This window comes from Microbacterium sp. P5_E9, assembly GCF_054049175.1.
The window spans coordinates 557,314-580,224 of sequence record NZ_JBFUMV010000001.1 but is presented as its reverse complement, the minus strand read 5'-3'; the positions used below and the strand labels follow the sequence as shown (position 1 = coordinate 580,224).

At 69.8% G+C, this 22,911-nt stretch carries 21 protein-coding genes and 1 tRNA gene; 15 read left to right on the top strand and 7 right to left on the bottom strand.

Annotated features, from left to right (window positions below; all coding sequences use genetic code 11):
• Positions 1–28: 28 nt before the first annotated feature.
• Together ACXJ3V_RS02900 and ACXJ3V_RS02895 are read left to right on the top strand one after the other, a co-directional pair.
• Positions 29–1,909 (top strand): DEAD/DEAH box helicase, encoded by a 1,881-nt coding sequence (locus ACXJ3V_RS02900; RefSeq protein WP_457098743.1) that lies wholly within the window; start codon positions 29–31, stop codon positions 1,907–1,909.
• A gap of 183 nt (positions 1,910–2,092) precedes the next feature.
• Positions 2,093–3,181, top strand: coding sequence for a VIT1/CCC1 transporter family protein (locus ACXJ3V_RS02895; protein WP_457098742.1), 1,089 nt, complete (start codon positions 2,093–2,095; stop codon positions 3,179–3,181).
• Between the two features lie 67 nt (positions 3,182–3,248).
• On the opposite strand, the gene ACXJ3V_RS02890 is transcribed toward ACXJ3V_RS02895, so the two are convergent.
• A tRNA-Leu gene (locus tag ACXJ3V_RS02890) sits at positions 3,249–3,333 on the bottom strand.
• A 150-nt stretch (positions 3,334–3,483) separates the two neighbouring features.
• On the opposite strand from ACXJ3V_RS02890, the gene ACXJ3V_RS02885 reads away from it, so the two are divergent.
• Both ACXJ3V_RS02885 and ACXJ3V_RS02880 read left to right on the top strand, forming a co-directional pair.
• The gene (locus ACXJ3V_RS02885) at positions 3,484–4,785 is read left to right on the top strand and encodes a M20/M25/M40 family metallo-hydrolase (protein ID WP_457098741.1); all 1,302 of its coding nucleotides are present in this window, start codon (positions 3,484–3,486) and stop codon (positions 4,783–4,785) included.
• Between the two features lie 9 nt (positions 4,786–4,794).
• A complete protein-coding gene (locus ACXJ3V_RS02880) occupies positions 4,795–5,622 on the top strand; it encodes an undecaprenyl-diphosphate phosphatase (protein WP_457098740.1) in 828 nt (275 codons plus the stop codon).
• 58 nt (positions 5,623–5,680) lie between these two features.
• Here ACXJ3V_RS02880 and ACXJ3V_RS02875 read toward each other — a convergent pair whose 3' ends face one another.
• Entirely contained in the window at positions 5,681–6,544 is an 864-nt protein-coding gene (locus ACXJ3V_RS02875; RefSeq protein ID WP_457098739.1) for a PAC2 family protein, read from the bottom strand.
• 100 nt (positions 6,545–6,644) lie between these two features.
• Between ACXJ3V_RS02875 and ACXJ3V_RS02870 the strand changes: the two genes are divergently transcribed.
• The 9 genes from ACXJ3V_RS02870 (at position 6,645) to lnt (ending at position 16,571) form a co-directional block, all read left to right on the top strand.
• The gene (locus ACXJ3V_RS02870) at positions 6,645–7,340 is read left to right on the top strand and encodes an HAD family hydrolase (RefSeq protein WP_457098738.1); all 696 of its coding nucleotides are present in this window, start codon (positions 6,645–6,647) and stop codon (positions 7,338–7,340) included.
• Complete coding sequence (locus ACXJ3V_RS02865; protein WP_457098737.1) at positions 7,337–8,347, top strand: tRNA (adenine-N1)-methyltransferase; 1,011 nt, start codon at positions 7,337–7,339, stop codon at positions 8,345–8,347. Before ACXJ3V_RS02870 ends, ACXJ3V_RS02865 begins: the two co-directional genes overlap by 4 nt.
• 9 nt (positions 8,348–8,356) lie before the next feature.
• Positions 8,357–9,295 (top strand): FKBP-type peptidyl-prolyl cis-trans isomerase, encoded by a 939-nt coding sequence (locus ACXJ3V_RS02860; protein WP_457098736.1) that lies wholly within the window; start codon positions 8,357–8,359, stop codon positions 9,293–9,295.
• Positions 9,296–9,329: 34 nt separating this feature from the next.
• Complete coding sequence (locus ACXJ3V_RS02855) at positions 9,330–10,325, top strand: helix-turn-helix transcriptional regulator (protein ID WP_457098735.1); 996 nt, start codon at positions 9,330–9,332, stop codon at positions 10,323–10,325.
• Complete coding sequence (locus ACXJ3V_RS02850; RefSeq protein WP_457098734.1) at positions 10,322–11,284, top strand: helix-turn-helix transcriptional regulator; 963 nt, start codon at positions 10,322–10,324, stop codon at positions 11,282–11,284. The genes ACXJ3V_RS02855 and ACXJ3V_RS02850 overlap by 4 nt, the downstream gene beginning before the upstream one ends.
• 78 nt (positions 11,285–11,362) lie before the next feature.
• Positions 11,363–11,626, top strand: a complete 264-nt coding sequence (gene tatA / locus ACXJ3V_RS02845; RefSeq protein ID WP_457098733.1) for a Sec-independent protein translocase subunit TatA — start codon at positions 11,363–11,365, stop codon at positions 11,624–11,626.
• Between the two features lie 65 nt (positions 11,627–11,691).
• Positions 11,692–12,450: a twin-arginine translocase subunit TatC gene (gene tatC / locus ACXJ3V_RS02840; protein ID WP_457098856.1), complete on the top strand. Its 759-nt coding sequence runs from the start codon at positions 11,692–11,694 to the stop codon at positions 12,448–12,450.
• Positions 12,447–14,954 (top strand): DEAD/DEAH box helicase, encoded by a 2,508-nt coding sequence (locus tag ACXJ3V_RS02835; RefSeq protein WP_457098732.1) that lies wholly within the window; start codon positions 12,447–12,449, stop codon positions 14,952–14,954. Before tatC ends, ACXJ3V_RS02835 begins: the two co-directional genes overlap by 4 nt.
• A gap of 9 nt (positions 14,955–14,963) precedes the next feature.
• Entirely contained in the window at positions 14,964–16,571 is a 1,608-nt protein-coding gene (lnt, locus tag ACXJ3V_RS02830) for an apolipoprotein N-acyltransferase (RefSeq protein ID WP_457098731.1), read from the top strand.
• 6 nt (positions 16,572–16,577) lie between these two features.
• Here the strand turns inward: lnt and ACXJ3V_RS02825 are convergent, their stop codons facing one another.
• From ACXJ3V_RS02825 to ACXJ3V_RS02810, 4 genes are all read right to left on the bottom strand, one after another.
• Entirely contained in the window at positions 16,578–16,970 is a 393-nt protein-coding gene (locus tag ACXJ3V_RS02825; protein ID WP_457098730.1) for an RNA polymerase-binding protein RbpA, read from the bottom strand.
• 130 nt (positions 16,971–17,100) lie between these two features.
• Complete coding sequence (locus ACXJ3V_RS02820) at positions 17,101–17,877, bottom strand: glycerophosphodiester phosphodiesterase family protein (protein ID WP_457098729.1); 777 nt, start codon at positions 17,875–17,877, stop codon at positions 17,101–17,103.
• Positions 17,874–18,839 (bottom strand): SPFH domain-containing protein, encoded by a 966-nt coding sequence (locus tag ACXJ3V_RS02815; RefSeq protein ID WP_457098728.1) that lies wholly within the window; start codon positions 18,837–18,839, stop codon positions 17,874–17,876. The genes ACXJ3V_RS02820 and ACXJ3V_RS02815 overlap by 4 nt, the downstream gene beginning before the upstream one ends.
• Positions 18,836–19,309 (bottom strand): NfeD family protein, encoded by a 474-nt coding sequence (locus ACXJ3V_RS02810; protein ID WP_457098727.1) that lies wholly within the window; start codon positions 19,307–19,309, stop codon positions 18,836–18,838. The genes ACXJ3V_RS02815 and ACXJ3V_RS02810 overlap by 4 nt, the downstream gene beginning before the upstream one ends.
• A 153-nt stretch (positions 19,310–19,462) precedes the next feature.
• On the opposite strand from ACXJ3V_RS02810, the gene ACXJ3V_RS02805 reads away from it, so the two are divergent.
• Both ACXJ3V_RS02805 and ACXJ3V_RS02800 read left to right on the top strand, forming a co-directional pair.
• Complete coding sequence (locus tag ACXJ3V_RS02805; protein ID WP_457098726.1) at positions 19,463–20,236, top strand: SDR family oxidoreductase; 774 nt, start codon at positions 19,463–19,465, stop codon at positions 20,234–20,236.
• A 3-nt stretch (positions 20,237–20,239) separates the two neighbouring features.
• Positions 20,240–22,216: a S9 family peptidase gene (locus ACXJ3V_RS02800; RefSeq protein ID WP_457098725.1), complete on the top strand. Its 1,977-nt coding sequence runs from the start codon at positions 20,240–20,242 to the stop codon at positions 22,214–22,216.
• Between the two features lie 58 nt (positions 22,217–22,274).
• Here the strand turns inward: ACXJ3V_RS02800 and ACXJ3V_RS02795 are convergent, their stop codons facing one another.
• The gene (locus tag ACXJ3V_RS02795; protein WP_457098724.1) at positions 22,275–22,835 is read right to left on the bottom strand and encodes an HdeD family acid-resistance protein; all 561 of its coding nucleotides are present in this window, start codon (positions 22,833–22,835) and stop codon (positions 22,275–22,277) included.
• Between the last annotated feature and the right edge of the window lie 76 nt (positions 22,836–22,911).

The window sequence follows — 22,911 nt, the reverse complement described above, 5'->3', positions numbered from 1 at the left end:
GTGCACGGCGTTGCGGGCGGAGGGGACGATGGACGACGACGCGCTCCTCGCGGATCCCGCCACGGCGATCGAATCCGATCGCCCAGACGGCACCGACGATGGCCATATCGGCGGCTTCGCCGCCGAGCACCTCTCGCCGTCGTACCCGCAGCGCGCCCCGTGGGGCACGGCCCAGAGGCTGCGGGCTTGGCAGGCCGAGGCCCTCGACCGGTACTTCGCGCTCGACGGCCCGGACGGTCCAGGAAACGGACCGCGCGACTTCCTCGCCGCAGCCACCCCCGGCGCCGGCAAGACCACTTTCGCGCTGCGACTCGCCAGCGAGCTGATGCGGCGGCGGGTGATCGAGCGCATCGTCGTCGTGGCGCCGACCGAGCATCTCAAGACGCAGTGGGCGGACGCGGCTGCCCGCGTCGGCATCCGGCTCGATCCGTCGTTCAGCAATCGGCACGTCGCCCCCGCCCGCCACTATCACGGCGTCGCGGTGACCTACGCGCAGGTCGCGGTCAAGGCATCCGTCCACCAGCGACTGGTCGAAGACCGCCGCAGCCTCGTGATCCTCGACGAGGTGCACCACGGGGGCGACGCGCTCAGCTGGGGCGACTCGCTGCGCGAGGCGTACCAGCGGGCGACGCGGCGCCTGCTCCTGTCGGGGACGCCGTTCCGCAGCGACACCGCTCCGATCCCGTTCGTGGAGTACCACCCCGACGAGAAGGGGATCCGGATCTCGCGCACGGACTACGCGTACGGGTATCGCCGCGCTCTCGAAGACGGCGTCGTGCGCCCGGTGATCTTCCTCGTCTACGCGGGCACGATGCGGTGGCGCACGCGCACGGGCGACGAGATGGAAGCGCAGCTCGGCCAGGACAACACCAAGGACATCACCGCCCAGGCGTGGCGCACCGCGCTCAACCCCGAGGGCGAGTGGATCCCGGCGGTGCTGCGCGGCGCGGACCGGCGGCTCACCGAGGTGCGCGCCCAGGTGCCCGATGCCGGCGGGCTCGTCATCGCGACCGACCAGACCGCCGCGCGGGCGTATGCCACGATCCTCCGCACGATCACTGGGGAAGAGCCCACGATCGTCCTCTCCGACGAAGCCGAGGCATCCTCGCGGATCGAGACCTTCGCCCAGGGCACTTCTCGCTGGATGGTCGCGGTGCGAATGGTGTCGGAGGGCGTCGACGTGCCTCGGCTGGCGGTGGGGGTCTACGCGACCAGCGCGTCGACACCGCTGTTCTTCGCTCAGGCCATCGGCCGTTTCGTCCGCGCCCGCCGCCGCGGCGAGACCGCGAGCGTCTTCCTGCCCAACGTCCCGGCCCTGCTCGGCCTGGCGAACGAACTCGAGCGCGAGCGCGACCATGCGCTCGACCGCGACTCGGAGGGCGACGACGAATGGGCGCTCGACGATGACCTGCTCGCCGCCGCCGAGCGCGGCGATTCCGCCTCGGATGCCCTGACCGACGAGTTCACCTACCAGGCGCTCGGCTCGGTGGCCCACTTCGACCGCGTGCTCTTCGACGGCCGCGAATTCGGGCAGCTCGCGGTGCCCGGCACGCCCGAGGAGGAGGAGTTCCTGGGCCTTCCCGGCCTGCTCGAACCCGAGCACGTGCACGAGCTCCTCCTGCAGCGCCAGGCGCGGCAGACCCGCCATCGCACGGTGCGCGAGGCACGCGTCGGAACGAGCGAGGAGGATGCCGCGGCCGCGCCGCCGCCTGCGCTGCACCGCACGCTGAAGGAGCAGCGGCAGCTGCTCAACAGCCTCGTGAGCGTCTATGCGCGCCAGTCCGGCGAGCCGCACGGTGCGGTGCACGCGGAGCTGCGCCGGGTCTGCGGCGGACCGGCAGTCGCGCAGGCCACCGTCGCGCAGCTGCAGGCCCGCATCGACCTGCTGCGCGGGCGGGTCAGGGCCTAGCCGCCGCGTTCACCTGGGCCCACTCCCGGGTGATGGCGGAGGGCGAGCGCGGGCTGCGCACCGCGTTGGGGTGAGCCCCGTTCGGGGGTCCGAAATGCTGGCAATCCGTGCCCGGATGAGGGGCGGCATCCGGACTCTGGCTAGCGTGGAATGGTTTCCCGATACCGCCGCCCGGAGGCTTCATTGAGCGCGCCCGCCGAACCCACCACCCGCGACCGTCGTCGCTGGGCCCGCTATCTGGTGAGCGAACGCGCGGAAGCGCGGGTCTACCGCGAACTCGCCACGCGGCGCGACGGTGAGGAGCGCGACATCCTCCTCGCGCTGGCGGACGCCGAGGGGCGCCACGAGGCGCACTGGCTCGGTCTGCTCGGCGGCGAGCCGTCCCGGCTGCCGCATCCGGGACTCGGCACGCGGCTCCTCGCCTGGATGGCGCGCAGCTTCGGGTCGATCTTCGTACTCGCGCTCGCCCAGAACTCGGAGGGGCGCTCACCGTACAGTGACGAGCCGTTCGCGACCCCCGCGATGGCGGCCGACGAGAAGATCCATCACGAGGTCGTGCGCGGGCTCGCCGCCCGCGGCCGGCGGCGGCTCTCCGGGACCTTCCGCGCCGCCGTCTTCGGGGCGAACGACGGCTTGGTGTCCAACCTCGCCCTCGTCATGGGCATCGGCGCGGCCGGCGCGACACCCCAGTTCGTGCTGTTCAGCGGCATCGCCGGGCTGCTCGCCGGCGCGCTGTCGATGGGGGCGGGGGAGTTCGTCTCGGTCCGCTCACAGCGCGAACTGCTCGAGTCGACCGAGCCGAACAACTTCGCCGACGACGTGCTCCCCGATCTCGATCTCGACGCGAACGAACTCGCCCTCGTCTATCGCACGCGCGGCATGCCCGTCGAGGAGGCACTGGAGCGCGCCCAGCAGGTCGTCGCCGCGGCGCACGCCGCGGACCGCTCCGAGCCCTATCGCCGCGAGAGCGAGGCGAGAGAGGACCACGAGGTCGTCGGGGGAGCCTGGGGCGCCGCGCTGTCGAGTTTCCTGTTCTTCGCCTCGGGCGCGATCATCCCGGTGCTGCCGTGGATCTTCGGGCTGTCCGGCGCGCCCGCGGTGCTGATCGCACTCGTCCTCGTCGGAATCGCCCTGATGGCGACCGGCGCGATGGTGGGGCTGCTGTCCGGCGGCCCGCCGCTCAAACGGGCGCTGCGTCAGCTCGCCATCGGCTACGGCGCCGCAGCCGTCACGTACGGGCTGGGCCTGCTGTTCGACGTCACGCTGGGCTGAGCCCGGCTGATCCCGGCTGAGCCCGGAAATGAAGAAAGCCCCGGATAACCGGGGCTTTCTTCATCTGTGCGCGAGGGGGGACTTGAACCCCCACGCCCTATACGGGCACTAGCACCTCAAGCTAGCGCGTCTACCTATTCCGCCACCCGCGCATGGGTTTTTCGGTTTCGCAACCGAGGACCGACTTTATCACGTTCCGCGCGGGGCTCCGAACCGCGGGTGCCGAACCGACCTCGACGGAGCGCTTTTCGCGGCATCCCGGCGAAACGGAGCGGCAACGTGAGACCGGTAGGTTGGTCCGCATGCCCACGCCCGAAACCGACCTTCCCGAGGTCGTCCGGATCGCGCAGGACCTCATCCGCTTCGACACGACGAACTTCGGCGGAGGGCGCGCGCACGGCGAGCGCGAGGCCGCGGAATACGTCGGCGCCTACCTCGAAGCCCTGGGCCTGACAGTCGAGTTCTACGAGCCGATTCCGCGGCGGACGAACCTCATGGCCCGCGTTCCCGGACGCGACCCGAGCAAGCCTGCGCTCGTCCTGCACGGGCACCTCGACGTGGTCCCGGCGATCGCCGAGGACTGGAGCGTCGACCCGTTCGGCGGCGAGATCCGCGACGGACTGCTGTGGGGACGCGGCGCCGTGGACATGAAGGACATGGACGCCATGATCCTGGCCTCGGTGGCCGAACTGCTGCGTGCGGGGGAGCAGCCGGAGCGCGATCTCGTGCTGGTGTTCTTCGCCGACGAGGAGAACGGCGGCATCGAAGGCTCCGCGCTCGTCGTCCGCGACCGGCCGGAATGGTTCGCCGGTGCGACCGAGGCGATCAGCGAGGTCGGCGGCTATTCGATCTTCGCGGGCGACCGTCGGGCGTACCTGCTGCAGGTCGGCGAGAAGGCGCTGGTGTGGATCCGCCTGGTCGCGCGCGGTCAGGCGGGCCACGGGAGCCGGTACCACCCCGACAACGCGGTGACCCGCCTCGCCGAGGCCGTCGCCGCCCTCGGACGCACCGAGTGGCCCGTCCGCCTCACCGACACGACGCGCCAGCTGCTCGACGGGCTCGCCGAGCTCACCGGCGGCGACCCCGGCGAACCTGACGCGCTCGCCGATGCGACGGGCGCGGCATCCGGATTCCTCCGCTCGACGCTGCGGACGACCACCAACCCGACCGGGCTCACCGCCGGTTACAAGCACAACGTGATCCCCGACCGCGCTGAGGCCCTCATCGACGTGCGGGCGCTGCCCGGCACCGAGGAGCAGGTGCTCGCGGACATCCGGCAGATCGTCGGAGCCGATGTCGAGGTGGAGGTCGTGCACGGGGACATCGGGCTCGAGGTGCCGTTCGAAGGGGATCTTGTCGACGCGATGGTGGCGGCTCTCGGGCGTCACGATCCCGGCGTGCCGGTCATCCCGTATCTCATGGGCGGCGGCACAGACAACAAGGCGCTCGCGGCGCTCGGCATCGCGGGCTACGGCTTCGCACCGCTGCGGCTGCCGGCCGATCTCGACTTCACCGGAATGTTCCACGGCGTGGACGAGCGGGTGCCGCTGGACGCGCTCATCTTCGGGCAGCGCGTGCTGACCGACCTCATCCGCACTTACTGAAAGGCTTCCATGCACCTCATCGAGGCGATCATCCTCGGACTCGTCCAGGGATTGACCGAATTCCTCCCGGTGTCCTCGAGCGCGCACCTGCGCATCCTCGGCGAGCTCCTGCCGAGCGCCCAGGATCCCGGCGCCGCGTTCACCGCGATCACGCAGCTCGGCACCGAGGCTGCGGTCGTGGTGTTCTTCTGGCGCGACATCGTCCGCATCGTCGGGCACTGGTTCCGCGCGCTCGTCGGTCGCATCCCGCGCAACGATCCGGACGCCCGGATCGGCTGGCTCATCATCATCGGAACGATCCCCATCGTCGTGCTCGGACTGCTCTTCCAGGACCAGATCGAGACGACGTTCCGGTCACTGTGGCTGATCGCAGGCACCCTCATCGTGTTCGGCATCCTGCTCGGGGTCGCGGACTGGGTGGGAGCCAAGCGACGCAAGCTCGAGGACCTCACCCTCTCGCACGGCATCTTCTACGGCCTGGCGCAGTCGCTCGCGCTCATCCCCGGCGTCTCACGCTCGGGCGGCACGATCACCCTCGGCCTCTTCCTCGGCTACGAGCGGGCGGCCGCCGCGCGCTACGCGTTCCTGCTGGCCATCCCCGCGGTGTTCGGCAGCGGCCTCTACCAGCTCGCCAAGAGCCTGGGCGAGCCGACCGTCTTCACCCTCGGCGAGACCGCGGTGGCGACCGGAGTCGCGTTCGTCGTGGCGCTCGGGATCATCGCCTTCCTGATGAGCTGGATCTCCAAGCACAGCTTCCTGCCGTTCGTCATCTACCGGCTCGCACTGGGCACGACGCTCATCGTGCTGCTGGCACTGGGCGTGCTCCAGCCCTACTGAGCCACGCGGTTCCTGAGCTTGTCGAAGGGCGCTTCGACAAGCTCAGCGACCGGTGGCGTCACCGGCGCGGCTCGTCCCGACCGGGCTTGGTCGGCCCGTCGCCGCCGCGGCGGAGGTACCGCTCGAACTCCTGCGCGATCGCATCCCCGGAGGCCTCCGGAGAGTCCCACGTGTCCCGCGTCCGCTCGAGTTGCCGGATGTACTCGGTCATCTCCTCGTCGTCGGCCGCGGCCGCGTCGATGGATGCCTCCCACGTCACGGACTCCGCGGCGAGGTCGCCGCGGTCGATCTTGGCGCTCGTGAGGTCTTCGAGCCGGTCGAGCAGAGCCAGCGTCGCCTTGGGCGAGGGGGTGTGTCCGGCCACGTAGTGCGGCACGCTCGCCCACAAGCTCGCGGTCGGGATGCCGGCGGCCTCTGCCGCGTTGGCGATGACGCTGAGGATGCCCACCGGGCCCTCGTACGTGCTGCGCTCGAGCTTGAGGCTCTGCCGCAGCTCTTCGTTCTCGCTGCCGGCGAAGATCGAGATCGGCCGGGTGTGCGGAACGTCCGACATCATCGACCCGATCGCCACGAAGCCGGTGATGTCCTCGCTCAACGCGAAGTCGATGAACTCCGCAGCGAACGCCTGCCAGGCACGGGCAGGCTCGACGCCGGTGAGCAGCCACAGCTGGGTGCCGCGTGCGGAGCGGACCGGGCGATGAAGGGTCGCTTCGGGCCACTGCAGCAGCCGCCGCCCATCGGCCTCGGCGGCGATCTGCGGGCGCGTGTACTGGTAGTCGAAGTACAGCTCGGGGTCGACCGAGAACGCGGGTTCGTAGGATCCGCCCTCGCGCAGCTGTGCCAATGCGGCCGAGGCAGCCTCGCCCGCGTCGTTCCAGCCGTCGAACGCGGCCACGAGCACTCGGCGTCCCAGTCCGTCCACACAGCCTCCTCATGACCTCGCGGTGAGCTGATTCCAGGATAGGCGCCCAGTCCGGCGGACGGGCGACGGGCACGCGCAGGGGCCTCGGTACGATGGAGCAGTGACTCCGCCAGCTCCAGCCGCCGTTCTGTGGGACATGGACGGCACCCTCGTCGACACAGAGCCCTACTGGATGGCCGCCGAGACACCCCTCGTCGAGAGGTTCGGCGGCACCTGGTCGCACGAGCAGGCACTCCAGCTGGTCGGCATGGGCCTCGAGGACTCCGCGCGCATCTTTCAGGACGCCGGCGTCCGGATGGGGGTCGGTGCGATCGTCGACCATCTCACCGACGATGTGATGGGACAGCTCGCGACCAAGGGGATTCCCTTCCGGCCGGGCGCCAAGGAACTGCTCGCCAGCCTGCGCGCCGCAGGCGTCCCGACCGCGCTCGTGACGATGTCGCTGCGCCGGATGGCGACCACGGTCGTCGACCTCATCGACTTCGACGCCTTCGACCTGATCATCGCCGGCGACGACGCCACCCGCCCCAAGCCCTTCCCCGATCCCTACCTGCAGGCGTGCGAGGCACTCGGGGTGGACCCGGTCGACACGGTCGCCATCGAGGACTCGCCCAACGGGCTGCGTTCCGCCGTGGCGTCCGGCGCCGCGGTCATCGGTGTGCCGCTCATGGTGTCGATCGCCGGGGCCGGCGCCCATGCCGTCTGGCCGACCCTCGAAGGACGAACTGCCGCGGATGTCGCGGCCTTCCACGCCGCGCACACCGCGCGCACCCAACAGCGGAGGACCGCGCGATGACCGTCGACCGACCGAGCGGGCCCTTCCGGATCGGCGACCGCGTGCAGTTGACCGGCCCCAAGGGCCGGCTGCACACGATCACCCTCAAAGCGGACGGCGAGCTGCACACCCATCACGGCGTGCTCAAGCACACGTCCCTCATCGGCCAGCCCGACGGATCGGTCGTGACCGGCAGCGCCGGCCACGAGTACCTGGCGCTGCGCCCGCTGCTGCGTGACTTCGTCATGTCGATGCCGCGCGGGGCGGCGATCATCTACCCCAAGGACGCGGCGCAGATCCTGGCCGAGGCCGACATCTTCCCCGGCGCGGTCGTGGTCGAGGCCGGTGTCGGCTCGGGTGCCCTCTCGCTGTGGCTGCTGCGGGCGATCGGCACGGAAGGGCGACTCACCTCGTTCGAGCGGCGTGCCGACTTCGCCGAGGTCGCGAAGGCCAACGTCGAGACGTTCCTCGGCGAGGTTCCGACCAACTGGGATGTCCGCGTCGGAGATCTCGGCGAGGGCCTCGCCGCGGCGACGGGCGAGGCATCCGTCGATCGTGTCGTGCTCGACATGCTCGCGCCCTGGGAGTGCATCGACGTCGTGGCCGACGCGCTCGTGCCCGGCGGCGTCGTGCTCTGCTACGTCGCGACCGCCACCCAGTTGAGCCGCGTCGCGGAGTACATCCGCGCCACCGGGCTGTTCACCGAACCTGAGGCGAACGAGACCATGGTGCGCGGGTGGCACGTCGAGGGCCTCGCGGTGCGCCCCGACCACCGGATGATCGCGCACACCGGCTTCCTCCTCTGGGCTCGCCGGCTGGCGCCGGGCGCCGTCGCGCCCGAGGTCAAGCGGCGGGCATCGAAGTCCAGCTACGGCGACGAGGATGTCGAGCTGTGGACGCCTGGAGCGGTCGGCGACCGCGACATCACCGACAAGAACCTGCGCAAGCGGGTGCGCGAAGCACAGCGTGCCGCGGACGGCGCACGCACCGCCGCACAGGCGTCCGGGGACGACGAAGCCACCGCCTAGACTGTTCCGGTGCGCAAGATCCCCGCTGTTTTCGCGGTCCTCGGACTGACCGCGGTCGGACTCGCCGGCTGTGCGATCCCGGCCCCGTCCCAAGCCTGCCCGCGACCGGCATCGACCGACTCGGCCGTGACCGATCTGGTCAGCGTGTCGGGCGACATCGGCGACAAGCCCACCGTCTCGGTGAGCACCCCGTTCCACACCGACGAGGTCGCCTTCGAAGACGTCGTCACCGGCACCGGTCCGGCGCTGGTCTCCAGCGGACAGCTCATGGTCGTGGACATCTACATCGTGGGCGGCGAACCGGACGCCAAGCCTGTCGACACCGGCTACACCGGCGATCTGTCCAAGGTCGGCACCTTCGACGGCTGGACGAGCACGATCCCGGCGTTCAAGACCGCTCTGGAATGCGCCACCGAGGGCTCCCGCACCGTCGTCGCGATTCCGCCCGGCGGCATCGCTGCCGAGACCGCCACGAGTCTGGGCATCGCAGAGGACGAGTCCGCCGTCGCGGTGGTCGACCTCCACAAGGTGTACCTCCCGCGCGCGACCGGCTCGCTCGTCTACAACGACGCGCTCGGCCTGCCGACCGTCGTGCGCGCACCGGATGGTCGCCCTGGGGTCATCATCCCGGACAATGACCCGCCCAAGGACCTCGTGGTGCAGACCCTGATCAAGGGCGACGGCCCCGAGGTCACGGGGGACCAGGCGGCGTTCGTCGCGTACACCGGCGTGAACTGGGACGACCATAGCGTGATCGACACCACGTGGGACGCGACCCCCGCATCGATCTCCTTCGGCGACGATGCCCCCGAGTTCGCCGATGCCCTGAAGGGCGCCACCGTCGGCTCGCAGGTTCTCGTCGTGCTTCCGCCCGCTGAAGGAGCGGACGGCCCGGCGCACGTCTACGTCGTCGACATCCTGGGGCTGGTCGAGGCTTCGGCCGGTTGAATCCAGCGGATTGCGCTCCGCCTAGGATGAGGGAGTGCCCGCCAACTCCCCCCCGAAGAGCCCGCCCGAGGAGCGTCTCGTCAACCTCGTCGTCGCCCTCATGGCGACCGAGCAGGGGCTGACGAAGGACACCATCCTGTCCTCGGTCTCGGGGTACCGCGAGCAGAGCGAAGCCGGCGCATCGAAGGACGCGCTGGAGAAGATGTTCGAGCGCGACAAGGAGAGTCTCCGCGGCCTCGGCGTGCCCATCGACACGATCGGCGACTGGGCCGACCCCGACGACCTGCGCGAAGCCCGCTATCGCGTGCCGACCGCCGAATACGCCCTCCCCGAAGACATCGAATTCACCCCCGCGGAGATCGCGCTGCTCAACCTCGCCGGCGGCGTCTGGAGCGAGAGCTCGATGTCGGCGCAGGCGCGCAGCGGGCTGCGCAAGATCCGCGCGCTCGGCATCCCGGTCGACGAGCCGATCATCGGCTACTCGCCGCGCATCAGCCTCCGCGACCCCGCCTTCCCCGCCCTGCAGCTGGCGATCGAGCAGAGCAGGGCGGTCACCTTTCCCTATCTGAAGCCCGGCGGGCAGAAGCCGCGCACGCGTCGCATCCAGCCGCTGGCCCTCGTCGAGTACGAGACGCGCTGGCATGTCTTCGGCCGGGATCTGGATGCCGCGGCTGAACGCACCTTCCTGCTTTCGCGGATCGTCGGCGACGTCACCGTGACCCGCGACTCGTTCGACACCGCGCTGCGCGAGGACGCCGGCGAGCACGCGCTCGCCGGGCTCGAGGAGCTCGCCGCCCGCCAGCGGGCGCTCCTGGAGGTCGACCCCGGCACCGAGGCCGCATTGCGCCTCAGCCGCCGCGCGACGCCCGCGGACCAGGGCATCCACGTGCCGTATGTCGACGTCCATGTGTTCGCGGACGAGCTCGCCTCGTACGGTCCCGAGGTGCGCGTCGTCGCACCGGATGACCTCCGGCAGCACGTCATCGCGCGGCTGCAGGCCACGCTGGACCTGCACGGAGGTGCCGCATGACCGCGCGCAAGCCGCTCATCGCCACCGACCGGGCCGCCCTCATCCTGCAGCTCGTGCCCTACCTGATCGGCAAGGGCGAGGTCTCGGTCGAGGAGGCCGCCGACGAGTTCGAGGTGACGCCCGACCAGATGCGCGGGATGGTCGAGAAGCTGACCGTCATCGGACTGCCCGGCGACGGCGGCTATTGGCAGATGGCGAACGACCTGTTCGACATCGACTGGGACCTGCTCGATGAGCGCGGCATCATCGTCATCACCAACTCGGTCGGCCTGGAACGGTCGCCGCGGCTCACCGCGCGCGAGGCCGCCGCGCTGCTCGCCGGTCTGCAGCTCGCCAGTACGATTCCGGGCGTCGGCGACACCGATCTCTTCGCCGGGCTGCTCGCGAAACTCGCGCGCGGGGCGTCCAGCGCTCCGGCCGAGATGATCCTCGCGTCGGCGCCGGTGGATGAGGCGCGCAACGCCGTGTCGGAGGCCCTCCGCGAGCGGGTGGCGGTCTCGTTCACCTACAAGGCTCCGGATGCCCCGGCCACGACGCGCACCGTCGACCCGGTGAAGGTGCACATCGCGACGGGGCAGTGGTACCTGCAGGGCTGGTGCCACCTCCGTCAGGCGATGCGCACCTTCCACCTCGACCGGGTGAGCGACCTGCGACTCACCGACATCCCCATCACCCACGCAGGGGATGCGGTGAACGGCTGGTTCGAGTCCGTCGACACCGACATCGTCGCGCGCGTGCGGTTCCCCGACGCGGTCACGTCCCTGTTGGGGGACTATCTCGACCGCGCCGACGTGGAGACGGTCAACGGCGAGTCGACCGCGACCATGCACGTCGCCGATGAAGTGAGCCTTCGGCGGCTCGCCGCTCGGCGAGGCGGCGAGCTGGAGATCCTCGCGCCCGAGGGCGCCCGCCGCGCGGCCGCCGAATGGGCGGCGGCCGGACTCGCGCAATACCGCTGACCCACCGCTCCGCCGAGATCTGGCCGGTGGCCAGGGGTAGACTGAGCTGACCTTTCACCTGATACGACGGAGCGCAAAATGTTCGGAAACCTGAACGGCTGGCACCTCCTCATCCTGCTCGCCGTCATCCTCCTCCTCTTCGGTGCTGCGAAGCTTCCCGCACTGGCCAAGAGCGTCGGCCAGTCCGCACGCGTCTTCAAGGGCGAGATGAAGGCCATGAAGGACGAAGACGAGAAGACGGCGACCGCCGATGCGACCGCCGCCTCCGTGGTCGCCGACCCGGCGGTGACCGCCTCGGCGCCGCCCGCGCCGGCGGACGGCACCGCAGAGCACAAGCCCTAGTTCTCGTGGTCACGACCGGACCGCCGCGCATCGAGGGGCCGGACACGCCGAAGCGCGACAAGCGCATGTCGCTCGCGCAGCACCTCATGGAGCTGCGCCGCAGGCTCGTGATCGCCGCGGCCGCGCTGGTGATCGGCATGGTGGTCGCGTTCTTCATCACGGGACCGATCATCGAACTGCTCAGCGTCCCCATCACGACGATCGCCTCGCAGGAGGGCCGCGAGTACACCGCGCTCAACATCGACACGGTGACCGGCGGCTTCGACCTGCGGATGCGCATCGCCTTCGCGATCGGCCTGCTGATCTCGGCGCCGGTGTGGATGTGGCAGATCTGGGCGTTCTTCATGCCCGGCTTGACCCGCAAGGAGATCCGCTACACCTGGGGTTTCCTCGGTGCGGCCATTCCGCTCTTCTTCGCCGGCTGCGTCGTCGGATTCTTCATCATTCCGCACGTCATCGAGCTCATGGCCCAGTTCGTGCCCGCGGGCACGGCGCAGTTCTACAAGTACGACGTGTACTACGACTTCGTCTTCAAGTTCCTCATCGTGATCGGCGTCGCCTTCGTGCTTCCGGTGTTCCTGGTGGCGCTGAACGTCGCCGGCATCATCAGCGGGCGGGCGATCGTGAAGGGCTGGCGGGTCGCGGTGCTCATCGCCGCGACGTTCGCCGCCCTCGCCACTCCCGCGGCCGATGTCACCTCGATGCTCCTGCTCATGGGGATCATGATCGTGCTGTACTTCGCCGCCGCCGGGCTCTCGCTCCTGTTCGATCGCCGCAAAGCGAAACGCACCGCCGCCTTCCTGGCGTCCGAGGCCAGCGCGTGAGCGAACCCGGGCCCGCCGAACGATATGCGCGAGCACGGGAGGATCAGCGACATCCGATCACGGCCGCGTTCGCGGCATCCCAGAAGTTCACTCTCGACCCCTTTCAGATCGCCGGATGCCACGCCCTGGAGGACGGCGGCAGTGTGCTGGTCGCAGCGCCTACAGGTGCGGGCAAGACGATCGTGGGGGAGTTCGCGATCCATCTGGCGATGCGCGAATCCGCCGCCGATCCGCACCCGCCCAAGGCGTTCTACACGACCCCGATGAAGGCCCTGTCGAACCAGAAGTTCCGCGAGCTCGTCGAGGTGTACGGCGCGGATCAGGTCGGCCTGCTCACCGGCGACACGAACATCAACGGCAACGCGCGGGTGGTCGTCATGACGACCGAGGTGCTGCGCAACATGCTGTACGCGGGATCGTCGGCGCTGAAGGGTCTGCGCTACGTGGTGATGGACGAGGTGCACTACCTCGCCGACCGCTTCCGCGGCGCGGTGTGGGAAGAGGTCATCATCCACCTGCCCGCGGACGTGCGCCTGATCTCCCTCTCCGCCACCGTCTCCAACGCCGAGGAATTCGGCGACTGGCTCGACACGGTCCGCGGCGACACCGAGGTGATCGTCTCCGAGATCCGCCCCGTGCCCCTCGAGCAGCATGTGCTCGTGCGTGGCGACCTGCTGCCGCTGTTCGACGACCGCGCCGGCATCGCCACCGCGCAGGTCAACCAGGAGCTCATGCGCATCCGGTCGTTCAAGGGAGCGAACTTCGAGAACAACCGGCGCACCCAGGCGATGCGCAGCGCCGCGAACCGAAACGGCGGCTACGAGGCCGCGCGGCACCGCCCGAACAAGGGCGGCACCCGCCCGGTGCGCTCGGCGAACGTGCAGCGCATTGAGCGGCTCGACCGCCCGGATGTCGTCAAGCTCCTGGAGCGCGCCAACCTCCTGCCGGCCATCTTCTTCATCTTCAGTCGCGTGGGGTGCGACGCCGCCGTGCAGCAGGTGCGGCGGTCCGGCATCCGACTCACCACCCCCGAGGAGCGCACCGAGATCCGCGCGGTCGTCGAAGAGCGCACCAGGGCCCTGCTTGACGAGGACCTCGCGGTGCTCGGCTACTTCGAGTGGCTGGACAACCTCGAGCGCGGCGTCGCGGCCCACCATGCCGGCCTCCTCCCGGCCTTCAAGGAGGTCGTCGAGGAGCTCTTCCGACGCAAGCTCGTCAAGGCCGTCTTCGCGACCGAGACCCTCGCGCTCGGCATCAACATGCCGGCCCGCACCGTCGTGCTCGAGAAGCTGGAGAAGTTCAACGGCGAGGCGCGCGTCGCGATCACGTCGGGGGAGTACACCCAGATCACCGGACGCGCCGGACGGCGCGGGATCGACGTCGAGGGCCATGCGGTCATCCAGTGGACCGAGGGGCTGGATCCGCAGGCCGTCGCAGCACTCGCCTCGCGCCGCACCTATCCGTTGAACTCGAGCTTCCGGCCCACCTACAACATGGCCGTGAACCTCATCGACCAGTTCGGCCGGCCGAAGGCGCGCGAGATCCTCGAGTCGTCGTTCGCGCAGTTCCAGGCCGACCGTGCGGTGGTAGGTCTTGCCCGCCAGGTGCGCGAGCAGGAGGCGTCGCTGGAGGGCTATCGCACCGCGATGACCTGCGACCGCGGCGACTTCACCGATTACGCGGAGATCCGGCGCGACCTGAGCGACCTCGAGAAGCTCCACCGCAAAGACGCGAACGCGTCACGGGGCACCCGCGAGAAGCGCCAGAGCGAGATCGCCTCGCTGCGCCGGCGCATGCAGCGCCATGCCTGCCATCAGTGCCCCGACCGGGAGCAGCACGCCCGTTGGGCCGAGCGATACTGGCGGCTGCACCGCACCGTCGAGGGGCTGCGTCGCCAGATCGACAACCGCACCGGCACCGTGGCCCGGATCTTCGACCGCGTCGTCGACGTGCTCGACGAGTTGGCGTACGTCGAGTTGAAGGACGACGGGACCACGTCGCTCACCTCAGCCGGGCGGATCATGCGCCGCATCTACGGCGAGCGCGATCTGCTCGTGGCGGAGTCGCTGCGGCAGGGTCTGTGGAACGGGCTGGATGCCGCGTCCCTCGCCGCCCTCGCCTGCAGCCTCGTGTACGAACCCCGTCGCGACGACGCCGGTCCGACGGAGCACGGACTTCCGCGCGGTGCGTTCCGCGCCGCACTCGGCCAGACGCAGGAGCTGTGGCAGCACCTCGACGACCTGGAGCGGGCACACAGCCTCCCCGGCACTGAGCCGATCGCCGCGGGTCTGGCCGGCGCGATGCACTCGTGGGCGCGCGGAATGGCGCTCGACCGCGTGCTGATCGAGGCGGACATGGCCGCCGGCGACTTCGTGCGCTGGACGAAGCAGACGATCGACCTCCTCGACCAGCTCTCGCTCGTGGCCGACGCCCCGCTCGCAACGGTGGCGCGGAAGGCGCTGGACGCCGTCCGCCGGGGCATCGTCTCGTATTCGTCCGTCTAGGGTTGATCCGTGCCCGAGCCCGTCGCCTCCGCGCGCCGACCCGACATCGGCGGCCCCGCGGCCCTGCTGCCGCTCTGGGCCGCGCTGCTCGTCTCGGCCGCGGGCGGGCTGGTGCTGACGACCGCCTTCCCGGCACTGGGCTGGTGGCCGACCGTGTTCGTCGCCGTCCCGATGGCGCTCATGGCCCTCATCGGCCGTCGGACGTGGAGCGCGCTGCTCGTGGGATTCGCGTTCGGTGCGGCCTTCTACCTCGTGAACGTCTCGTTCACCGCCCGGTACCTGGGGCCGGTGCCGTGGCTCGCGCTGTCGATGCTCGAGGCCGTCATCACGGCGGTGTTCGCCATACCGATCACGCTCGCCTACCGCTGGCTGCCGCGCGCGATCCCCGGGCGCTGGGCGCGCCTCATCCTGCTGCCGATGCTGGTCGCCGGGCTCTGGACGATGCGCGAGCAGGTGGTGGGCTCCTGGCCCTACGGTGGCTTCCCCTGGGGGCGCGTCGGCGTGACGCAGTCGACGAGCATCCTCGGCCACCTCGCGTCGTGGGTCGGGATCTCGGGCCTGACCTTCCTCATCGTGCTGTGCTGTGCTGCCGCGATCGAGTTCGTGCGGCTGCGCCAGTTCCGCAGCATCCGGTACGCCATCCCCACGATCGTCTTCGCGCTGCTCCTCCTGCTCGTGCCGCAGTTCCCGACCACGGATGCCGGCACCATCCGCGTCGGCGCGGTGCAGGGCAATGGACCCGCCGGCTACTTCGACGAGCGCGCGCCGCACGCCGTGCTGGACGCCCAGCTGGAGGCGACCAAGCCCCTCGTCGGACAGGAAATGGATGTGCTGCTGTGGCCCGAAGGCGGGATCGACTCCGACCCGACGACCGATGCCAGGACCGCGGCGGTGCTCGACGACCTCGCCCGGCGGATCAACGCACCGCTGCTCGTGAGCGCGGTCACCACCCGGGGCGAGGAGTACTTCAATTCATCGCTGCTGTGGGAGCAGGGTGCCGCCAATCCGACGCAGACCTATGACAAGTGGCATCCGGTGCCGTTCGGGGAGTACGTCCCTGATCGCTGGTTCTACAATCTGCTCGCCCCCGACCTCATCGGTCTGATCGGTCGCGGCTACACCCCAGGCAGCTCGTCGCCGTTCTTCGACATCGACGGCACCGGCGTGGGACTCGCGATCTGCTTCGACGTCATCTACGACGACGTCATCTGGACCGGGGCGCGCGACGGCGCCGAGGTCTACATGTTCCAGACGAACAACGCCGACTTCCGCGGCACCGACGAGAATCTGCAGCAGCTGGCGTTCGCGCGGATGCGCGCCCTCGAGACCGGCCGAGCAGTGGTGAACCTGTCGACGGTCGGCACGAGCCAGGTGATCTCACCGGACGGCACGACGATCGACGGCCTCCCGGCGGACACCGCCGGTCAGATGCTCACGACGGTGCCGCTGCGCACCGGGCTGACGCCCGCTGTGGTCATCGGGCAGGCGCTGCAGGCGCTGCTCTGCTGGGGAAGCCTCGTCGCGATCAGCGCGCTCGGCGTCTTCGCCTGGATCCGGCGTCGCAACACGAAGACGGCGCCCGCTCCCGAAGGAACAGGCGCCGTCGAAGTCGGCTGACGGGCGTCAGGCGCTGATCTTGTCGACCTTCTGAGCACTGACGTCCTCGCCGGCGCCACGGCGCGCCCGGACGTAGGCGAGGCGCTCTTCGAGGAGCTCCTCGAGCTCGGGAAGCGTGCGCCGCTCCAGCAGCATGTCCCAGTGACTGCGGGCGACCTTGTCGCCGCTGTGGTCGACTGTCGCGGTGCCTTCGCCGATGCGCAGCAGAGACTCGGCGCCGCAGACGCGGCATTCCCAAGCGTCGGGCACTTCGGCGTCGGCCGCGAAGGTCATGGTGGTGTCACGCCCGCACGCCGTGCAGGTGTAGGTGTGCTGTGCGCGTTCATGGAACACGACGCCCTCTTCGCTCTGTAAGCTCTGGGCGCCGAGTCGGATGCCGCGAAGACTGCGGTCTGCCATTGTGGGGTCCTCTCGTCGCTTCTCAGGTATAACGAAGTGACCTGGGCATCTCATCCGAAGTAGGCGATGCACGGCGGCATTCACAGTGGATGCACAGGGCCGAGCTGTGCCCGTTTCCTGCTATGAAACGTCAGCGCAGGGCGGCGAGCGCGACGTCCGCTCGATCGGTCACGACACCGTCGACGCCCATCGCCACGAGGCGCTTCATGTCCGCCGGATCATTGACCGTCCACACGTGGACCTCAACGTCGGCGCGGTGGGTCAGGTCGATGAATCTCGGGGTCACGATCCGCACACGGCCGTGCCGCTCGGGCACCTGGACCGCGTCGATTCCGGCGAGCGCGCGCCGCACCATCCGCTCCGATCGCATCGACACAGCGCCGATCAGACGGGCGATCGTGGAAGTCCCAGGCGACGTGGCGGGACGGATGCCGGGAGCCGCCGCAGCGGCCGCGTCGAGCGCCGCGCGGCGGCGGTCGTCCGAGAAGCTCGTGACGAGCACGCGAGCGCCGTGCTCCGCCACCTCGCGGCCCACGGGCACGGCGGCGGCAGTCGCCTTGACGTCGAGATTGAAGCGCAGCACGGGGAAGGTGTCGAGGGCCTGCGCGAGGGTGATCAGGCCGCCATGGCCGGCCATGATGCCCTCCAGCTCGCGGACCGTCACCTGGTCGACGCGACGCGCATCACCGGTCACGCGGGAGAGATCGTCGTCGTGGAAGAGCACCACGGCACCGTCGCGGGTCAGGTGGCAGTCCGACTCGACATAGGTCGCCCCGGCGGCTTCCGCGGCCGCGACGGCTGCGAAGGAGTTCTCGGCGACGCCGTGGGACTTGCCCTCCGCCGTCACAAGGCCACGGTGCGCGAGCACCCGCGGTGTCGCGGCGCGCGCGAACCAGGGGTGCGTCACGACTGGTCGGTGGGAGCGGGTGACGGCGCCGGCGGGATCGCGGCATCCGTCCGTCGTGCCATGTCGTTGACCGAGCCGGCGAAGGCGCCGCTCATGCCCTTGAGTGCGTCGGTGAACTCGCTCGGGATGATCCAGAGCTTGCTGGAGGCGCTCTCGGCGATCTTCGGCAGGGTCAGCAGGTACTGGTAGGCCAGGAGCTTCTCGTCGGGATTGCCGGCGTGGATCGCCTGGAAGACGGTGGCGATCGCCTCGGCCTCGCCCTGCGCGCGCAGCACGGCAGCCTGCTTGTCGCCCTCGGCCCGCAGGATCTCGCCCTGGCGGTGGCCTTCGGCTTCGAGGATCGCGGACTGCTTCGTGCCCTCGGCGGTGAGGATGAGCGCGCGGCGGTCGCGCTCGGCCCGCATCTGCTTCTCCATCGAATCCTGGATCGAGTGCGGCGGATCGATCGCCTTCAGCTCGACGCGACCGACCCGGACACCCCATTTGCCGGTGGCCTCATCGAGTACGACACGGAGCTGGCCGTTGATGTTGTCTCGGCTCGTCAGCGCCTCTTCGAGGTTGAGACTGCCCACCACGTTGCGGAGCGTAGTGGTGGTGAGCTGCTCGACCGCACCGAGGTAGTTGGCGATCTCGTAGGTCGCGGCGCGCGCGTCGGTGACCTGGAAGTAGACCACGGTGTCGATGGAGACGACCAGGTTGTCCTCGGTGATCACCGGCTGCGGCGGGAAGGACACCACCTGCTCGCGCATGTCGATGAGCGGCCGGACCCGGTCGATGAAGGGCACCAGGAGGTTCAAGCCGGGCATAAGGGTCTTGTGATACCGGCCGAGGCGCTCCACGACCCCCGCGCTCGCCTGCGGGATGATCCGGATGGAGCGGACGATGATCACCAGCACGAAGACGAAGACCGCGATCGCGAGGATCCAGCCGATCGCGGTGGGAACGATCTGCCCGACATTCATGAATTGGACTCCTCGGATTCGGGCCGGACGAACGCGGTCGCGCCGTCGATGCGAGAGACCCGGATCGGCGTGCCGGGGTCGAGCGTCCGCAGGGCTTCGGACCGTGCGGTCCAGATGTCGCCGTTCGTCAGCTTGACCTGCCCGCCGTCGGGGGAGACGGTCGATACGACGCGACCGGCGAGGCCGATGAGCGCCGCGACATTCGAGGGCGTCGGATCCTCGCCGCGCTGCAGCCGGCGCAGGAGCGGGGGCCGCAGGATGAGCACCAGCACTGCGGCGACCACGGCCGCGACCACCGCCTGCAGCCACAGCGGAGCGCCGAGCAGATCGGCGACGAGCCCCGCGACGCTGCCGATGCCGAGCATCAGGAAGGTGAACGTGAGCGTGAGCATCTCGATCACCAGGAACGCAAGGATCAGGACGACCCATGCGATCCATGACCAGTCCTCGATCGTCTGGATGAGCTCCACGATGTGCCTCCTGGCTTGAACTTATCACGCGTGGTGGGCCCTGGATCCGGGCCGAGAAGGGGCTGCTTGGTAGGGTCGAGTGGCGCCACGCGATCCCGCGCGGCGGGCGCGGAACCTCCGCCCACAGTCGCCCCGCAACACCCTGGAGTACCCGTGTCCGAATCCCTCGTTCCCCTGGCCCCCGGATCGCTCAGCGGCAAGACCGCGCTCGTCACCGGCTCCTCGCGCGGCATCGGCGCCGATACCGCGCGGTACTTCGCACAGGCCGGCGCCGACGTCGTGATCAACTACCGCAACAAGGCGCCCCGCGCCGAGAAGCTCGGCGCGGAGCTGCGCGAGCTCGGCGTGCAGGCGCTCGTCATCGGAGCCGATCTCACCGACCCCGAGTCGGTCAAGGCGATGTTCGACGAGGTCGAGCGCACCTACGGCGGCCTGGACATCCTCGTCCTCAACGCCTCCGGCGGCATGGAGTCCGGCATGGCCGAGGACTATGCGCTGCTGCTCAACCGCGACGCCCAGGTGAACGTGCTCGAGGCGGCCGGCCCGCTGCTGCACGAGGGCTCGCGGGTAGTGTTCGTCACGAGCCACCAGGCGCATTTCATCCGCACGACGCCGACCATGCCCGAGTACCTGCCGGTGGCGCTGTCCAAGCGCGCCGGCGAAGACGCCCTGCGCGAGCGGATCCCCGGCCTCACCGGCCGCGGCGTGGGCTTCGTCGTCGTCTCCGGCGACATGATCGAAGGCACCATCACCGCGACCCTGCTCGAGCGCGCGAACCCGGGCGCGATCGCCACCCGGCGCGAAGAGGCCGGCAAGCTCTACAACGTCGGCGAATTCGCCGCCGAGGTCGCGCGTGCCGCGCTCGACCCCGTGCCCGCCGACAACACCCGTCTGGTCGGCGACACCGGCTCGTTCGCCGCGGAGTGAGTCATGCGCGCTGAGGACATCGAAACCCTCATCTCGGTCGGACGGCCCGAGATCGCACCGGACGGCTCGTTCGCCGTGTTCGCATGCTCGCGACCGGACGTGGCCGCCAACCGCGCCGTGGGTCAGCTGTGGCGTGTCGAGCTGCCGGCTGGCGCTCCGCGCCGGCTCACGAGAGGAATCTCGGACTCCGCGCCCCGGTTGTCGCCGGACGGCACCCGCCTCGCCTTCCTGCGGGGCGACGGCAAGGACAAGAGCCAGGTCTTCGTCGTGGACGCCGGGGGAGGGGAGCCGGTGCAGGCCACCGACGCCCCGCTCGGGGTCAGCGAATTCGCGTGGTCACCTGACGGCGCCGCGATCGGCTTCATCGCGCGCGTCGCCGAGCGCGGGCGGTACGGATCCGTCGAGGGCCTCGATGCCTCGGCCGAGGCACCGCGACGGATCACCGCGGTGCGCTGGCATGCCAACGGACTCGGCTACCTCGCCGACCGGCCCGCGCAGCTGTTCATCGTTGCCGCTCCTGCGACGGACGCCGAGCCGTTCTACGAGCCCGCAGCGCGGGTGCAGCCAGAAGGCGACACCGCCCCGAAGAAGCCGGTGATCGCCGATGAGCCCCGCCAGCTGACCACGGGGAACGCCTCGCACTCCGGTATCGCCTTCGCCGGCGCCGAGATCGTGACGATCCGGAAAGAGCTCGAGATCGGGCGCCGCGACCTGCGCACCCCGGTGATCGCGATCGCGGTCGACGGCAGCGGCGAGCGTGAGCTCGTGCCGCTGAGCGCCGATCTCTCGGTCGAGGATCTCGCGATCGCCGCAGACGGCACCATCGCCCTGCTCGCCCATGACGCCGGACCAGAGGGCACTGACTTCGTTGCGTCGAGCACCGCGCTCTGGCTGATCGACGGCGAGGGCGTCCGCCTGATCACCGATCCCGAAGCGCTCGATCTCGGTGATAGCCACATCACCCCGGTCGGCGATGACTTCCTCGTCCAGCACAGCAGCCGCGGCCGCGTGCCGCTCATCAGGGTCTCCCGCACTGGCGAGGTGAACGAGGTGCTCGGCGGCGATGTCGAGGTGAACGGCCATGCCGCCGCCGCGGGCCGGATCGTCGCGGCGCTGGCACGACCTGACTCGTTCGGCGAGCTCGTGCTGGTCGAGGGCGATGGCAGCCGCACGCTGACGGCGTTCGGCGCCGGGGCCGCGGCATCCGGGATCGTCATCCCTCGCGAGCTCAGCGTCACCGGCCGGGACGGCTATCCCGTGCACGGCTGGGTCGCCCGCCCGGAGGGCGAGGGGCCGTTCCCCGTCATCCTGCAGATCCACGGTGGGCCCTTCGCCTCCTACGGCATTCATCTCTTCGACGAGACGCAGGTGCTGGTAGACGCCGGCTATGCCGTGGTCTACAGCAACCCGCGCGGCTCGGCGGGCTACGGTCCCGCACACGGACGCGCCATTCGCCAGGCCATGGGGACTGTCGACTTCACCGACGTGATCGACTTCCTCGAAGGCGCGATCGGCGACGACCCATCGCTGGACGGCGGCCGGGTCGGGATCATGGGCGGGTCGTACGGCGGCTATCTCACCGCGTGGATCATCGCCCACGATCACCGGTTCGCCGGCGCCATCGTGGAGCGCGGCTTCCTGGATCCGATCTCATTCCAGGGCACCAGCGACATCGGCTCGTTCTTCGGCGACGAGTACGTCGGAACCGCGGCGGACGACATCATGCGGCAGAGTCCGATGGCCGTCGTGGAGCAGGTCACCACCCCGACCCTCGTCATCCACTCCGAGCTCGACTACCGCTGCCCGCTCGAGCAGGCGACACGCTATTACGCGGCCCTCAAGCGCCAGGGAACCCCTGCCGAACTGCTCGTCTTCCCCGGTGAGAACCACGAGCTGACCCGGTCGGGACAGCCGCGGCACCGCATCGAGCGGTTCGACGCCGTGCTGGACTGGTGGCAGCGGCACCTTCCGGTGAATTGACGGCAGACATGCGAAAGGGGCTCCGGACGAATCCGGAGCCCCTTTCGTATGCGTCGATCTAGAGGTCGCGGCCCGAGAACTTGAAGGCGCGGACGACCTGGATGATGCCGAGCACGATGAGCGCGATGCCCAGGAGCCACCAGAGGACGGCGACACCGTAGAGCGGCGTGAACAGCAGGACGATACCGGCGATGATGCTGATGATCGCGAAGGTGATCGTCCAGCCCTTCGACGCGGCGTCGCCGAGCGTCGACAGCGACACGACTCCTTCGACGATCCACAGGATGCCGATCAGGATGCCGAGGAACACGCCGAACCAGGCCGTGGCGGCCTGCAGGTTGAGGAAGGCGTAGATGCCGGCCACGATGAAGAGCAGTCCGAGGACGATGTGGCCGATGCGGGCCCACCCGCCCTTGGACTTCGAGAAGATGCCGAGCCCGCCGTAGACGAGTCCCGCGGCGATCGCGTAGATCGCCACGATCGCCGTGACGACGATTGCAGTCTTGCCCGGCCAGGCGAGGATGAGGATTCCGAAGATGATGGAGAGGACGCCACCCACACCGAAAGCGGTGCGGATGCCGTTGATCGCCGACTTCTCGGCAGATGATGAGGTGGACATGGAGTCCCTTTCTGAAAGTTCCCTGGGAGGTTGGAACCAGCCTAGACCTCCCGCGCGATACCCCTCGGACGATCGG

Bases quoted from the DNA above. Each gene is read 5' to 3' on its own strand.
- ACXJ3V_RS02825 (WP_457098730.1), bottom strand. From the start codon at position 16,970: ATGGCAGACCGCAGTCTTCGCGGCATCCGACTCGGCGCCCAGAGCTTA.
- ACXJ3V_RS02885 (WP_457098741.1), top strand. From the start codon at position 3,484: ATGCCCACGCCCGAAACCGACCTTCCCGAGGTCGTCCGGATCGCGCAG.
- ACXJ3V_RS02850 (WP_457098734.1), top strand. From the start codon at position 10,322: ATGACCGCGCGCAAGCCGCTCATCGCCACCGACCGGGCCGCCCTCATC.
- ACXJ3V_RS02815 (WP_457098728.1), bottom strand. From the start codon at position 18,839: ATGAATGTCGGGCAGATCGTTCCCACCGCGATCGGCTGGATCCTCGCG.
- ACXJ3V_RS02800 (WP_457098725.1), top strand. From the start codon at position 20,240: ATGCGCGCTGAGGACATCGAAACCCTCATCTCGGTCGGACGGCCCGAG.
- ACXJ3V_RS02880 (WP_457098740.1), top strand. From the start codon at position 4,795: ATGCACCTCATCGAGGCGATCATCCTCGGACTCGTCCAGGGATTGACC.
- tatA (WP_457098733.1), top strand. From the start codon at position 11,363: ATGTTCGGAAACCTGAACGGCTGGCACCTCCTCATCCTGCTCGCCGTC.
- ACXJ3V_RS02865 (WP_457098737.1), top strand. From the start codon at position 7,337: ATGACCGTCGACCGACCGAGCGGGCCCTTCCGGATCGGCGACCGCGTG.
- ACXJ3V_RS02900 (WP_457098743.1), top strand. From the start codon at position 29: ATGGACGACGACGCGCTCCTCGCGGATCCCGCCACGGCGATCGAATCC.
- tatC (WP_457098856.1), top strand. From the start codon at position 11,692: ATGTCGCTCGCGCAGCACCTCATGGAGCTGCGCCGCAGGCTCGTGATC.
- ACXJ3V_RS02795 (WP_457098724.1), bottom strand. From the start codon at position 22,835: ATGTCCACCTCATCATCTGCCGAGAAGTCGGCGATCAACGGCATCCGC.